The organism is Mucilaginibacter sp. 21P, assembly GCF_019331605.1.
Classification (GTDB): domain Bacteria; phylum Bacteroidota; class Bacteroidia; order Sphingobacteriales; family Sphingobacteriaceae; genus Mucilaginibacter; species Mucilaginibacter achroorhodeus.
This window is the reverse complement of the sequence record NZ_CP063061.1, coordinates 3265119-3279311: the sequence shown is the minus strand read 5'-3', so window position 1 is coordinate 3279311 and position 14193 is coordinate 3265119. Positions and strand designations below refer to the sequence as shown.

At 43.3% G+C, this 14193-nt stretch carries 14 protein-coding genes and 1 tRNA gene; 11 read left to right on the top strand and 4 right to left on the bottom strand.

Features of this window, described 5'->3' with window-relative positions:
• Positions 1–68: 68 nt before the first annotated feature.
• The 4 genes from INP83_RS14610 (at position 69) to INP83_RS14595 (ending at position 4921) form a co-directional block, all read left to right on the top strand.
• Complete coding sequence (locus INP83_RS14610) at positions 69–503, top strand: LexA family transcriptional regulator (RefSeq protein ID WP_146271405.1); 435 nt, start codon at positions 69–71, stop codon at positions 501–503.
• A complete protein-coding gene (locus INP83_RS14605; protein ID WP_219124833.1) occupies positions 472–1740 on the top strand; it encodes a Y-family DNA polymerase in 1269 nt (422 codons plus the stop codon). Before INP83_RS14610 ends, INP83_RS14605 begins: the two co-directional genes overlap by 32 nt.
• Before the next feature lie 68 nt (positions 1741–1808).
• Positions 1809–2423 carry an SOS response-associated peptidase gene (locus INP83_RS14600; protein ID WP_219124832.1) on the top strand — a complete coding sequence of 205 codons (615 nt, stop codon included), beginning with the start codon at positions 1809–1811 and terminating at the stop codon, positions 2421–2423.
• 74 nt (positions 2424–2497) lie between these two features.
• A complete protein-coding gene (locus tag INP83_RS14595; RefSeq protein WP_219124831.1) occupies positions 2498–4921 on the top strand; it encodes an ABC transporter permease in 2424 nt (807 codons plus the stop codon).
• 69 nt (positions 4922–4990) lie between these two features.
• On the opposite strand, the gene INP83_RS14590 is transcribed toward INP83_RS14595, so the two are convergent.
• Positions 4991–5064: transfer RNA gene (locus tag INP83_RS14590), tRNA-Pro, on the bottom strand.
• A 312-nt stretch (positions 5065–5376) separates the two neighbouring features.
• Positions 5377–5793 carry a DUF1801 domain-containing protein gene (locus INP83_RS14585; protein ID WP_219124830.1) on the bottom strand — a complete coding sequence of 139 codons (417 nt, stop codon included), beginning with the start codon at positions 5791–5793 and terminating at the stop codon, positions 5377–5379.
• A gap of 60 nt (positions 5794–5853) precedes the next feature.
• Between INP83_RS14585 and INP83_RS14580 the strand changes: the two genes are divergently transcribed.
• Together INP83_RS14580 and INP83_RS14575 are read left to right on the top strand one after the other, a co-directional pair.
• Positions 5854–7581 carry an FAD/NAD(P)-binding protein gene (locus INP83_RS14580; protein ID WP_219124829.1) on the top strand — a complete coding sequence of 576 codons (1728 nt, stop codon included), beginning with the start codon at positions 5854–5856 and terminating at the stop codon, positions 7579–7581.
• Positions 7559–8158, top strand: a complete 600-nt coding sequence (locus tag INP83_RS14575) for a DUF1543 domain-containing protein (RefSeq protein WP_219124828.1) — start codon at positions 7559–7561, stop codon at positions 8156–8158. The genes INP83_RS14580 and INP83_RS14575 overlap by 23 nt, the downstream gene beginning before the upstream one ends.
• On the opposite strand, the gene INP83_RS14570 is transcribed toward INP83_RS14575, so the two are convergent.
• Positions 8145–8615 (bottom strand): nucleoside triphosphate pyrophosphohydrolase family protein, encoded by a 471-nt coding sequence (locus INP83_RS14570; RefSeq protein ID WP_219124827.1) that lies wholly within the window; start codon positions 8613–8615, stop codon positions 8145–8147. The two genes, INP83_RS14575 and INP83_RS14570, sit on opposite strands and share 14 nt — an antisense overlap.
• Positions 8616–8743: 128 nt before the next feature.
• Between INP83_RS14570 and INP83_RS14565 the strand changes: the two genes are divergently transcribed.
• The 3 genes from INP83_RS14565 to INP83_RS14555 are packed head-to-tail and all read left to right on the top strand — an operon-like array spanning position 8744 to position 12202.
• Positions 8744–9769 carry an LLM class flavin-dependent oxidoreductase gene (locus tag INP83_RS14565; RefSeq protein ID WP_219124826.1) on the top strand — a complete coding sequence of 342 codons (1026 nt, stop codon included), beginning with the start codon at positions 8744–8746 and terminating at the stop codon, positions 9767–9769.
• Positions 9770–9806: 37 nt separating this feature from the next.
• Positions 9807–10628: a helix-turn-helix domain-containing protein gene (locus tag INP83_RS14560; RefSeq protein WP_219124825.1), complete on the top strand. Its 822-nt coding sequence runs from the start codon at positions 9807–9809 to the stop codon at positions 10626–10628.
• A gap of 41 nt (positions 10629–10669) precedes the next feature.
• Complete coding sequence (locus INP83_RS14555) at positions 10670–12202, top strand: FAD-dependent oxidoreductase (protein ID WP_219124824.1); 1533 nt, start codon at positions 10670–10672, stop codon at positions 12200–12202.
• A 7-nt stretch (positions 12203–12209) separates the two neighbouring features.
• Here INP83_RS14555 and INP83_RS14550 read toward each other — a convergent pair whose 3' ends face one another.
• On the bottom strand, positions 12210–12671 hold the full coding sequence (locus INP83_RS14550) for a hypothetical protein (protein WP_219124823.1): 462 nt from the start codon (positions 12669–12671) through the stop codon (positions 12210–12212).
• 360 nt (positions 12672–13031) lie between these two features.
• Between INP83_RS14550 and INP83_RS14545 the strand changes: the two genes are divergently transcribed.
• Together INP83_RS14545 and msrA are read left to right on the top strand one after the other, a co-directional pair.
• A complete protein-coding gene (locus INP83_RS14545) occupies positions 13032–13562 on the top strand; it encodes an ankyrin repeat domain-containing protein (RefSeq protein WP_219124822.1) in 531 nt (176 codons plus the stop codon).
• A gap of 135 nt (positions 13563–13697) precedes the next feature.
• Complete coding sequence (gene msrA / locus INP83_RS14540; protein WP_219124821.1) at positions 13698–14192, top strand: peptide-methionine (S)-S-oxide reductase MsrA; 495 nt, start codon at positions 13698–13700, stop codon at positions 14190–14192.
• The last annotated feature ends 1 nt before the right edge of the window (position 14193 follow it).

Here is a 14193-nt window from a genome sequence, read left to right as displayed (position 1 = left end):
CCACTTTTCAACAAACTTGCAGCTTTGGCTGAAAAATTCTTATTTTGCTAAAAATATTAGTAATCAAAATGCTGCGTATAAGGAAACAAGTTGCAAAAAGAGATGTGCTGGGGTTTAGGCTTCCTATGTTGTCGTACGAGGAGCCACCGCTTGATATAACCGATATCACCGTTATGGACCCTGATAATACTTACTTTATGCGGATGGGTTCTGAAGCCATGAAATCCTATCACATTATGCCTGATAATATCCTGGTGATCGACCGCAGCCTGAAACCCGTGAAAGGAAGTATCGTAGTATTTTTTCATGAAGGAAACTTTTACACACGGGAATTTTATCCTGTTGCAGATAAATTATTATTGCGGGCAGATACGCTCGCTAATACCATTGAGATAGCGAATACAGAACACTGGACGTGCTGGGGTGTGGTTACGCTTAACCTGAACCCGCTGCTACCGGCCGAATTAAAAGTTGGGAGGTACCGGGGTGTTTGCGCATGTTGATATTAATAACTGTTATGTAGGCTGTGAAACACTTTTTAAACCCGAATTAAAGGGGCGTGTTATTGTAGTGCTGAGCAATAACGATGGCTGCGTCATTGCCCGCAGTAACGAAGCCAAGGAAATGGGCATTAAAATGGCCGATGCGGAATTTATGGTTCGAAAGAATTTAGCCGAACATAATGCCATCATATTCAGCAGCAACTATCCACTGTATGCCGATATGAGTGCCCGTTTGATGAATAATTTGGCACGTTACACTTACATGCTGATGGTTTATAGCATAGACGAGGCATTTATGGCACTTGGCGATATTTACGGTCTCGATTTGGAACGGCATGCACAAGCTATTAGTAAAAACGTGATGCATGATACCGGCCTACCCATAACCATTGGTGTTGGCCCAACTTTAAGCCTGGCTAAACTGGCCAACAAGGCAGCTAAAAAACAAAAGCGCGATTACCTGGTGCTTGATACACCGGAAAAGATAGAGCAAGTTGTTTCTAATTTCCCTATTGAAGATGTTTGGGGCGTTGGCCATGCCTATTACCATAAACTGGTGGCTAATGGCATTGTAACAGCTGCCGACTTCCGGAACCGAAAGGCCGACTGGGTACGCCAGCACATGACTGTGCAGGGCTGGCGCTTGCATCAGGAACTTTGGGGAAAGCCCTGCAACGTGATCCGTGATGTAGCGGAGCGTTCGAAAGGTATCGAATCCAGCCAAAGCTTTAACAGTTACCAAACCCGGTTAGAAGCTATTGAGGAAGCCGTTGCCATGCACGCAGCCACTGTTTCATTAAAGTTAAGGCAGCAAAAAAGTATGGCGCTTAACATCACCGTTTACCTGCGTACCAATAAGCATAACGTAAAGCACGATCAGCACTATCCAAGCATTACCGTCAAAATACCATTTGCAGCAAATAGTGCGCACGAATTTACACGTATTTGCATACAAGCATTAAAAGCTATATGGCAACCCGGTTACAATTACCTTAAAACAGGCGTGCGGGCAACCGGCGTTATACCTGCGGGCGAGGTACAATACAATCTCTATTCAGATTACGAAAGTGAGCGCGAACAGCGTTTAGCCAGTCTAATGGACGATCTGAATCTAAGATATGGTCGCGGTACACTGCGAATTGCTACGGAGGGTTACGAAAAAAAATGGGTAATGAAGCAAGAGTTCCTGAGCAAACAATACACCACCGACTGGCAAGACATTGTCACTACACGCTGATTTACTTCAAATTAAAATTTGTTATTAATTACTAATTTTATTAGCTTTGAACTAATAAAATTAGTTTTATGTGCGGACACGTAGAGATTGGTGAACAAAAAGACATCAAAATTATTAAACGCGACGGCGCATCATATGCGCCCAAAAGTAATAGCGCGGGTAATCCAGGTTCTATGCTACCTGTAGTTACTGATGCCATACCTGATAAGGTGCAGCAATTTAGATGGGGTTTGCTGAACGCTGATGATGACCGCATACACAGCAAGAACAAGCATGCGCGTATCGAATCTTTATTCGTAGTGCCTATGTGGAAAGACATTGCGGGCAAGAGGCATTGTGTAATACGCATACAAGCTTTTTTTGAATATAACCGCGAGCAGCAACGCAAATACCGTATAGAACGCAAGGATGGCAAGCCTTTTTATATTGCAGGCTTATGGGATATCTGGTTCGATATCAAAACCAGCATCCTGCTGCCAACTTTCGCCATGATCACCATGCCACCAAATTCGGCTATGGCTGAGATCCATGACCGTATGCCAGCCATATTGGAACGCGGCGACATCAAGACCTGGATAAATGGCAACTATACCGCCGAACAACGTGTAGATTTCCTGCGCAAACACCCCTGCCCTTCTGATCACTTACGGATCACCATAGAAAAAGAGCATAGCGATGAATGAGATTTTCTATTTGCTCGATAGCTTATTTATCAGAAAATACTGAATTATTGTAGATTAGCGAAAACACCTTTTCTATGTTACGCAATCTGCTATTGGTGACTTATCGCAACCTAATTAAAAACATCTCATATACCTTTATCAATGTGGTTGGCCTTAGTTTAGGGCTGGCGGCGTTTATTGCTATAAGCGCATACGTACAGTATGAAAAGAGCTTCGATACCATGTATCCGGGCGCTGATCATATATATCGTGCTGAAAGCCGTTTTTATAAACAAGGCGAACTTACCGATGCCTGGTCTACTGCAAGTAATGGTTATGCAAAAGCCATGTATGATAACATTCCGGGCATTGCCAGCTATGCTCGGATAAGTTGGAATGGCAATGAGCGCGTAGTGAGGTATGGTGATACAAAATATCGTGAGCAAAAGGTGTGCTTTGCAGATAGCAACTTTTTATCATTTTTTAAATTACCCTTACTTAAGGGAGATGAAAATTCGGCACTGAAAGAGGTGAACACCGTGGTGATTTCTGAAGCCGAAGCCAAAAAGTATTTCAGTGATCCTCAACAAGCCGTGGGCAAAAGGTTGGAGCTATCATCTCGTTTCGAGACTTATCATTGCCTGGTAACAGGTGTATTTAAAGATCTGCCGGCTAATTCTACTTTGCAGTTTAATATGCTCGTTTCTTGGGCAACGGCGCCTAACTGGATAAAAGAATTTTGGTATCAGCATGAGAATTACACATTTCTAAAATTGAAGCCGGGTGTTGACCCCTCAGCCGTAGCACAAAAATTCCCGGCCGTGGCGGAACGCTTTAAAACAGCCGAGCCATTAAAGGAACTAAGCTGGGGTGTTGAATTGGTACCGCTAAAAAACATTCATTTAAACGCTGCCAAACCGTACGAGATGGAAGCAAAGGGTAATCGACAGGCTGTTGGCTTTCTTAGCGTAATGGCCTATATCATCTTACTGATTGCCTGTATTAATTATATCAACCTGGCAACTACAAAATCGGTAGATCGTGCGCGTGAGGTCGGTATCAGGAAAGTTAGTGGTGCACACACCAGCCAGCTGGTATTTCAGTTTTTCCTGGAATCCTTTATAGTAAACATTATATCGCTTACTTTCTCTGTATTGTTAGTAGGCGCGATCAGCTTGCTCTTTAAAAATATATCCGGCGATACGCAGACTTTTAGTTTGCTGATAGATGGCGAATTGGTTGTAAAGGTTTGCGTAGCCTTTGTTGCAAGTATTATTCTCTCAGGTCTTTATCCAGCTATTATACTATCAAAGTTAAAGCCGGTTAAAGTGCTAAAAGGCCGTTTTGCACTTTCTAAAACAGGAACCTGGCTACGTAAGGGAATGGTGTTTTTCCAATTTGCTTCATCGCTGCTATTATTAGCAGGTACAGTGGCAGTTTACAGGCAGGTTATTTATATGAATACCGAAGATACTGGCATAAACCTGAAGCAAACCTTAGTGGTGAAGGCCCCGGCCAATACCAATAACTACATTCAAAAGGTAAACGATTTTAAAAACAATGCTTTGAACATTACAGGCGTGCGTCAGGCTACGGTTTCAGGCGCTGTTCCGGGCAGGCAAGTAGGTATGGGGGCAGCATGCCGGCGCTATGGCACGCCTAAATCAACAGAAAGGCTGTATGAGATGCTGCGGGTCGATTTTGACTTTATGAAGCTCTACAAACCGCAGCTAATTGCGGGTCGTGCATTTGATAGAGGCTTCACAACCGATTCTACCAAAGTGATCCTAAACCAGGAAGCGGTAAAGCGATTTGGGTTCAGTTCTGCTCAAGACGCAGTTGGTAAAAAAATATGGATAGAGTCATTAGACAAAGAGCCTAACGAGGTTATTGGTGTTGTAAAAGATTTTCATCAACAATCCTTAAAAGAAGGCTACGCGGCAACCGTATTATTTATGGATCCTAAATTGACTTGGGTGCCATTAAAATATATCTCCTTCGAGATCGACCAATCCAAGGCAAAATCCACATCACGGCAACTTAGTGACCTTTGGGCGCAATTCTTTCCCGAGTCTTCGTTCGACCAATTCTTTCTTGATGATTTTTACGCAAGGCAATATGAACAGGATGTACATTTTGGTCAGGTATTCATGCTGTTTTCGGCTATAGCTGTGGTCATCGCTTGCCTGGGCCTGTTTGGCTTAACCGCTTATGCTACTGCGAGGCGTAAAAAAGAAATTGGTGTACGCAAAGTATTAGGGGCATCCGCTCAAAGTATTGTCAGGTTACTTGCCGCCGATCTGCTTAAATTAGTCATTGCCGCCAGTTTAGTAGCAATACCAGCAGCGGTACTATTGATATACCAATGGCTGCAGGGTTATGCGTTTAAAGTGCAGCTTACATGGTGGCAATTTGTACTGCCTATACTTGTATTAATGTTGATATCGTTTTTGGCTACAGCTTATCTTACCTACAAAGCAGCACTAACCAATCCGGTAAAAACACTTAGGGACGAATAACGACAACCATATAAAACAAAAAACCCTGCACTTTGGTACAGGGTTTTTGATACTTGATATCGCTTTTTGTCGGGATGGCAGGATTCGAACCTGCGGCCTCCACATCCCAAATGTGGCGCGATACCGGGCTACGCTACATCCCGTTTGTTCTCGTTTGGGATTGCAAAAGTAGCTTTTTTACCTACCCTTGCAAACTTTTTTTTCAAATTTTATTAAAGCGGCACCTAACCAATTCATTTGCATCAACTTAATTTTTATTTAACATCATCGTGGCTTTTCCTAACTAAAGCATTATACCGCATTTGCGGTATTGATGAGTTGAACTTTTGCTTGCAATTTTACAATATCGCACGGCACTAAAGCCTGGTACAGCACGGACGGTCATACTAATAAAATAGGGGGAATGTGATCTTCCGACAAAGCCACATATCAACAATTGATGTGTGGCTTATTTTTTAATCGTAAACCGTTTTAAGATGGCTTACGGAATTGTTTACCATTTTCTTTAAAATCTTTTCATCAATATACGCCAGCTTTTTGATGTAAAGGCAACTTATGCCCGTCTTGTGTCTGCCAAGCTGTTGTAACAACTTTTCCTTATCAGCAAATTCGGCTGCCAAATAAATTGCAAACTCCTTACTCCGCGGCGAGAAACCAACAAGCGGCGCGTCACCTTCTCTCCCGCTTTCATATTTGTAATGGTAACTACCAAAACCAACAATGGCCGTTCCCCACAGTTTGGGCTGCAACGTTGTCTCATCCTTTAATAGGGCCAAAAGCTTAAACGCATCATCGCGTTTGGCTGTATCACCAATAGCGTTCAAAAAGTCTTCTACGCATATTGCTGTTGGGATAGTTTTGTTTTGTGCCATTTTAAAACAATAAGTTGTTTAGGTAGTTGATAATTTAATTTCTAAGATATTTTTTATTAATTGAAGATAATTAAGCAAATAGCTATCCTGGGCGGTGGTCCAAGCAGCTTATTCGTATTTAAACGTTTGGTTGAGAGCGGTCACACCGATATCTCCATAACCGTTTTCGAGAAAAACCAGCAACTGGGTGCTGGTATGCCCTATTCTCACGATGGCGCTAATGACGAGCATGTAACCAACGTATCCGGCAACGAGATACCGGAAATTGTTACCGGCATCAGCGATTGGGTAAAAACAATATCTAAGGATACGCTGGATAAATACCACATCAACCCATCTAAGTTTAATGATTACAAAGTATTACCACGGCTGCTGTTCGGTCAATATTTAAACGCCCAGTTTAAACTATTGCTACAACAAGCTAAAGATAAACAAATTAAGCATGAGGTGAGATACGGTTGCTGTGTGACAGACATTATAGACCATCCAGAACAGGAAATGGTTACTGTAGTTGTTAATAATGACGAGAAACTGGTTTTCGATACTGTTGTAATATGCACTGGGCATAACTGGCCAAAAAAAGATGAAGAAAAAATACCCGGCTTTTTTGATTCGCCTTATCCGCCTAAAAAACTGGCTTTAAAGCTCGATCATCCGGTTGCTGTAAAAGGCTCTTCGTTAACAGCAATAGATGCCATACGCACGCTATCGCGCCACAACGGGGCGTACGGTAAGGGTGAGAACGGCTTAATTACTTACAAGCTTAATCCCGATAGTGAAGGCTTTAGAATTGTGATGCATTCGCGCAATGGATTGTTGCCGGCTGTACGCTTTCACCTTGAAGATCCTCATCTTTCAAAGACAGATACCTTAACACCCGAGCAAATAAAAGCTCACCGGGAAGGTAACAGTGGTTTCTTATCGTTAGATTATGTTTTTGAGCACGATTTTAAGCTTCCCCTCAAAAAGAAGCGTCCTGCTTTTTACGATGAGATAAAGGACATGAACATGGAACAATTTGTGGATAAGATGATGAGCCTCCGCGAAAGCATGGATCCATTTAAGTTGCTAAAGATAGAATACGATGAAGCTGAAGCATCTATAGAGCAACGGCGCTCTGTTTACTGGAAGGAGATGCTGGCTATACTTAGCTTCGCGATGAATTATCCGGCCAAATACTTCTCGGCCGAAGATATGCTTCGCCTGCAGAAAACCTTAATGCCATTGATATCCGTTGTGATTGCCTTCATTCCACAAAGCTCTGTAGAGGAGTTGATGGCATTACATAATGCGGGCTTATTGGATCTGATCTCTGTTGGGGATGACAGCTACGTAGAACCGGGCACGGAAGGCGCAACCTATTATTACACAGACGATAAAGGCAAAAAAAATAAGCAGTATTACAAAACTTACGTAGATGCCACGGGGCAAAAACATCTGAACTTTGAACAGTTTCCGTTCGCATCTTTAAGAGAGAACCGTGTGATTACTCCGGCTCGTGTAAAGTTCAAAAGCAGTGATGAAGGCTTGCAAGCCATGAATGATGGTAACGATAAGGCCCAAACCGATGGTAAGGGCAATTATTATCTCAACGTTCCGGGCATTACAATCAACGACACCTTTGAAGCAATTGATGATTACGGAGCTTTAAACGATCGTATTTATGTGATGTCGGTTCCGTATATTGGCGGCTTCAATCCGGATTATTCGGGCCTTGACTTTGGCGAGGCTGCATCAGAAATTATCGTAAAAAGTATTTTTAAAGATGAACCAGCAACCATCTATTAACTATAAATTATTCATGCTGCTACTGGGCTCAAAAGCCCCTGCTCGTAATGTTGAACAGCACGACTTTTTTTTCGGGATAGCAACTTCATTAAAGGAACTCATTCCGGAAATAAAAGCTTTTTGGCCGGAGGCCGGAAAGAGCCTGCATATTGATGGCTGGCGCGAAGTGAACAGCGTGAACGGCTACGGTATTAATATTACAGAAAGAGCAGCAGAGCAGCAGGCTGAACAGGAAAATAAGTTATTCTTCATTAATCTGGGCGGCTACAAAGACACCGACTTGGTTGAACAGCACTACACCCTGCTCAGTGTGCATCCTGATAAGGGTACAGCTACGCAGGAAGCAAAAAAGACCATCTTCTTTAAAACCAACAGTATTGCCAACGGTAATGGCGCAAACGCACACGTAGATGATAAATATGGCATTGATGTAGATGAGATATACCGTATAGAAGATATTCTTGCACCTCATCAAAAGGCAAAATTTCAGATCAACATCACACCAAATGCAAACCCGCCCGAAGATGAGGTACAGTTAGGTTATTTTAAGCTGGATAAGATCCTTAACGCTCAATAATACTCTTCAGATCAGCAGGCGAGTAGTTAACTGATTTAAGCGTTTTGTTATCAGCAGTACGATAAACCAAAAAGCGCTCCTCCTCTTGCAAAGCGTATGATTCACTGCCGTCCTTTGCTTTGTAGTGCGCGATGGTTGAGTTGGCTTCTTCTTCAGACTTACAGGCTTTGCTCATGTTTGAGCGGTGCACTTCGTCAAAAATCTTTTTGAACTTGTCTGCTAAACCAAACTCCAATATCGCACCGGCCAAAACATATTGTATATCGGCCAGGGCATCAGCTATTTCAACCAGGTTGTTATCGTTTACCGCTTCTTGCAATTCTTTAACTTCTTCGGCAAGCAGGGCAACACGTAAGTCGCAGCGTTTTTTATCCGGGATGGCCGGGCTTTCTAAAATTGGGTGTTTAAAAGTACGGTGAAACTCGGCTACCTGGTTTAATGCTTGTGGTTCCTGCATGATAATTGTATTGTGCTTTCAAATGTATAAAATATGTCCTCAATTTATTTTGATGTGGAAAAAATCACACGCTTGCGGATATGACAATAAAATTGCATGTTTTAACATCTAATTATTGAAATTGTAGTATGGAAATAGGCATCGATAGTTTCGCATCGGCACTTTACGGATCAAATGAATTAACACCGGTTGTTGCTATGGAACAATTGCTTGAACGTATTGAGCTGGCCGACCAGGTTGGGCTCGATGTTTTTGGCATTGGCGAACATCACAAAAAAGAGTTTTTGGATTCGGCAACAGCTGTTATTCTTGCAGCTGCAGCAGCCAAGACAAAAAAAATACGCCTTACAAGTGCGGTTACCGTTCTAAGTGCGGCCGATCCGGTTAGGGTTTTTCAAAGTTTTGCCACTTTAGACCTGATATCTAAAGGCCGAGCTGAATTAGTTGTCGGCCGTGGTTCATCTATAGAAGCCTATCCCCTATTTGGTTTTGACCTTGACGACTATGATGCGCTTTTCCGCGAAAAGCTTGATCTTTTATTGCAGATCCGTGATGAGGAGTTTGTAACATGGCGCGGTAAGTTCCGTGCGCCCATTAATAACTTGCCAGTATACCCACGTCCGTTGCAAAAGAAACTCCCTGTATGGCTGGGGGTTGGCGGCACGCCGGAATCGTTTGCAAGAGCAGGTGCTTTGGGGCTACCGCTGATGGTTGCAATTATTGGCGGCAACACCTCACGTTTCCGTCCGCTGGTTGATCTTTATCGGGAAGCGGGTGCCCGTGCAGGTTACAAACCAAACGAATTAACCGTTGGCCTGCATTCGCCCGGCTTTGTAGCTGATAACGACGAAAAAGCGGTTGAAGAATACTATCCCGGTTATGCTGAATTGTGGACTAAGCTTGGACGTGAGCGCGGCTGGCCGCCGGTAACACGTTACCAGTTTGATAGCCTTATTGCCCCCGAGGGCGTGCTTGTTGTTGGTGGCCCGGAACGCGTGGCCGAGAAACTGTTGCATCACAGCGAAGCGCTGGGCGGCGTAGAACGTTTTACATTTCAAATGGACAACGCGGGCTTAACTCACTTGCAACTGATGCATTCAATAGAGTTAATAGGCACTAAGGTTATCCCGCTTGTTAAGGCAGCTAAAGCTTAATGTTGCGTTAAGTAAAAGCAAGGTTGTATCTTACGGAATGTTTCATCAGGAATATGAGTCGCCCACAGAATTAAAAGAGGCCATTAAATGCTTTTGGTATACCGACAAGGATTTTGGCGATGGCTATGCTGATTTTGAAGTTGTACCTGATGGCTATGCCGAAATAATCTTTCAGTTTAGTGAGATGAGTTTGCTTGATACCAGCGGCTTGTCCAAACCAATGCCCTCTCCCTTTATGGTAGGCTTACTCAATCAGCCATTGATATTTCGCGTTAAGGGGCGCATGCAGGTTATTGGCGTAAGATGTTACCCGTGGACAGTGTTCGATCTTTTAGAATTACCTGTGGGAAAAGATTCTGTAAAGCAATTTAATCACCCCATTACTGCTTTATATACTGTAATTGAAAAGTTTGTAGAGAATAACGAGCCCGAAAGAGCCATAGATACGTTAAAAAGTTTCTTTTTAAATTATCATGTATCTGTGCGTGCTACTGATGCAACCTTGTTTAAAGCCGGAAACTCCCTTACTGAAAACAAAGGAAGCGTGGGCGTCAGTTCAGTAGCGGAAGCTGCGCATGCAACGGTACGTACCCTTGAACGTAAATTTAAGCAGGCCACCGGCCACACTGTAAAAGATGTAGCCGGACTGATGCGCTTTGAGCAGGTTCGCAACAGGCTATGGAGCGAACCTAAGGTAAATCTGGCTCAACTTGCCAATGAGGTCGGCTACGCCGATCAGGGCCACCTAACCAGAGAATTTAAGCGTTACAGCGGCACTACACCCGCCGCATTTACCCGAAAAGCTAAATTACGGCAAGAAAGTTACGGCGACGATTTTGTCGCATTTGTACAATCCTGAGATCTCGGCGCTTGTCACCTTTGTGTATCAATTAAAACAAAATGATAAATACACAAAGCAATCATACTTACGATGTTATTATAGCCGGCGGCGGGCCGGTGGGCTTATTCCTGGCTTGCGAGTTGGCGCTCGCTAAATGCAGTGTTCTCGTACTTGAGAAAAACGCCGGATCATGTTCAGTGCATAAGCAATTACCATTTGGATTACGCGGATTAAATTCGGTTTCCATTGAAGCATTATACCGAAGGGGACTACTTCAACAGATGGAATTACACAAGCAATTTAAAACCCCACACATCAATAGCAATCCCAAGCCCGGCGAAAAAGCACCCGGTTTAGGTCACTTCGCCAGAATACCTATCAATCGCGCAAAAATAGATGCATCGCAATGGAAATATCGCCTGCCCGATGCCCTTGATACCAGTTTATTCACCTCTATGGAAGAGATCGAGACTGTGCTTTTAAAACGCGCAACAGAATTAGGCGTCGAAATAATGAACGGCTTGCACATAACGGGGTTTACTAAAAATCCCGAAATGATTATTGTTCAAGCAGGAGAAACTACATTCACGTCACAATGGCTTGTGGGTTGCGATGGCAGCCGCAGCATTGTAAGAAAAGCCGCCGGGATTGAATTTGCCGGTACCGAGCCCGAGTTTACCGGCTATTCGGCTAAAGTTGATATTGCCGATCCTGAAAAATTGCATACCGGCGGTATCACTAACGAAAAGGGCATGTACCTTTTATCGCAAAAGGATTACCTCATTATGCAGGACTTTGATGGCGGCGCTTTTCACAATTCAAACCAGCCGGTCACACGCGAACATCTGCAGGCTGTCCTCCGAAAAATTTACGGCGCAGATGTTACAATAAACAAATTACATACAGCTACTACCTGGACAGACCGTGCAAGGCAAGCTACCACTTACCGCAAAGGCAGGGTACTATTAGCAGGAGATGCTGCACACATCCACGCACCGCTCGGCGGGCAAGGGCTTAACCTTGGCATAGGCGATGGCATGAATTTAGGCTGGAAACTTGCCGCGGTAATAAACGGCCACGCGTCAGACGAACTGCTTAATACTTATTTTAACGAGCGCTATCCAATCGGCGCCAAGGTGCTCGACTGGTCCCGGGCACAGGTAGCTATCATGAAGCCCGATCCGAGTTCACGTGCCATCAACGCCATCGTTCGCGATCTGATGGACACCAGCGATGGGGCAACATATTTCGCCGGCCGAATATCTGGGGTAAACATGCGCTATGACCTTGGCGGTGATCACCCACTGTTGGGTTACAGCGTACCGGCTTTCAAGCTTAGCGATGGCACAACCATTAACGACAAGATGGCTGATGCGTTATGGACAATCTTAGCGTTCGAGCATAATGATGCATTAAAAAGTATTGCCGACAATGAATGGATCAAATACATCGAATCGACAACTACTGAAACATTTGGCCTTAAGGCCCTTCTTATCAGACCAGATGGTTTTGTAGCCTGGAGTACAAATAAGAATGCGGACGTTGATGAATTTAAAAGAGTGCTTTCATCAAATCAATTAATCAGCTTTTGACTACCATTTAGTTTACCTTTTTAAACCACATTACCTGTGTTGATTTGCTTGCACCGTTTGCATTAATATCATCAAAAAACAGGCATAATGTGTTGGCATTAAGCAAGCGGATAGTTCCGGGCCGTATCATCTGCTGGCTTTGGCCGGGTGCCAGGGTTATAATGATGTTTTTTTCATTTAAAATGTAGGTAAGGTCTGTTTTGCTGTTGGCGTTTATCTGTTCACCCGTACCATTTATATTAAATTGATAATACACATCGGTTACCAATTTTCCATTGGTGTTTACAACGGTGTTGCTATCGATCAACCTGGTGGTATCTGCAGTTTGCTGCCATTTTGAGGCCAACATCAGCGGGTATTTTGCAGCGTCATCGTTACCTCCGTTTGCAGGAGCAGGATCATTTGTTGTTATTTTCTTACAGGCAAAAAGCGATGCTGCTAACAAGGTAGCGAGCAATATTTTTTTCATAGACGTACCAAATTATTTCAACGTTTTCGACAGTGATTATAAAACACCGTGCCAAATTTTCACTTCGATTGAAAAAGAAAACGCATGTTTTTGTGCATTATTTCTTTTTTAAAACTTGGTGAGTGCTCTATGAATGTCATCGTAGTGTCATTAGTAAATCAAAGGTTTATTTTCTACTAAGGAAATCATGTTGTTTTAAAATTAACCAACATGCATCTCAGACTTCAAGACGCCACTTTTATTTCGGGATTAGAAAGATTGTTTTTCGTCCCTCTCGGCTAAAACCTGACGCTATAAATATGCATAAACTAACAGTGGCGCTTTATCGTATAGTTCAGGAAATTCCATATAAAATACACAATGATCAAAAAACTTGCTTTGGTAGTTCTCCCCCTGCTTTGCACGGCAACTGCGTTTTCTCAGAATTTATTTACAGCTATTAATGAGCGCGATGTTCTTGCGGTAAAACATTTACTTTACAAAGGTGCCGATATTGAGGCCAGAGACAGCAATGGCGAAACGCCTTTACTAAGCGCCGTTAAAAGCGGACAGGAACGTGTAGTGATACTGTTACTGCAACGCAACGCAAATGTCGATGTTAAAGATAAAAATGGCAATACACCTGTAATGATAGCCGCTGCGCGGACAGCTGATGATGAGATTTTAAACTTACTTGTTCAGCACTATCCAAAATTATCAGTGAAGAATGGTATGGGAGAAACAGCATTAATAGTAGCCGCTAAAGCCGGTAATAAAGAAGCCGTTAACCTTTTGGTGAACAGTGGTGCCGATGCCAATACGCAGGACAAACAGCATAAAAAAGCTGTTGATTACGCTAACGAACAAAACAATGGCGGTATGGTCTCCATCTTAACAACCGGAGGAAAATAAATTATACGAAAAAGGGACAGCCTGTTAGGCTTTCCCTTTTTGATTTTGAATAGCTGCCATAAAGGCCAGTATAAATCCGGATCAGTTAATTGGTACGGATTTGGCATTACAGTTAGTGACAACAAAATTTGATTTATGGCAACTGAAAAAGCAATATTGGCAGGCGGATGTTTCTGGGGCGTTGAAGAGTTAATAAGGCATCTACCGGGCGTGCAATCTACACGTGTTGGATATACAGGCGGTGACGTACCTAATGCAACCTACCGCCATCACGGCACACACACCGAAGGCATAGCGATCACTTTTGACCCTCAAATACTTTCCTACCGTAAATTGCTGGAATATTTTTTCCAGATACATAACCCGACAACAAAAAACCGTCAGGGTAATGACATCGGTACATCATACCGTTCTGCAATTTACTATCTGGATGAGACGCAGAAACAAACTGCCCAACAACTGATAGCAGAAATGGATGCATCTGGTGTATGGCCAGGTAAGATAGTTACAGAAGTTGAGCCTGCAGGCGATTTTTGGGATGCCGAAGATGAGCATCAGGATTATCTTCAAAAACATCCTTACGGGTATACCTGTCACTACGAGCGCCCAGAATGGAAGCTTGCAAACTAAA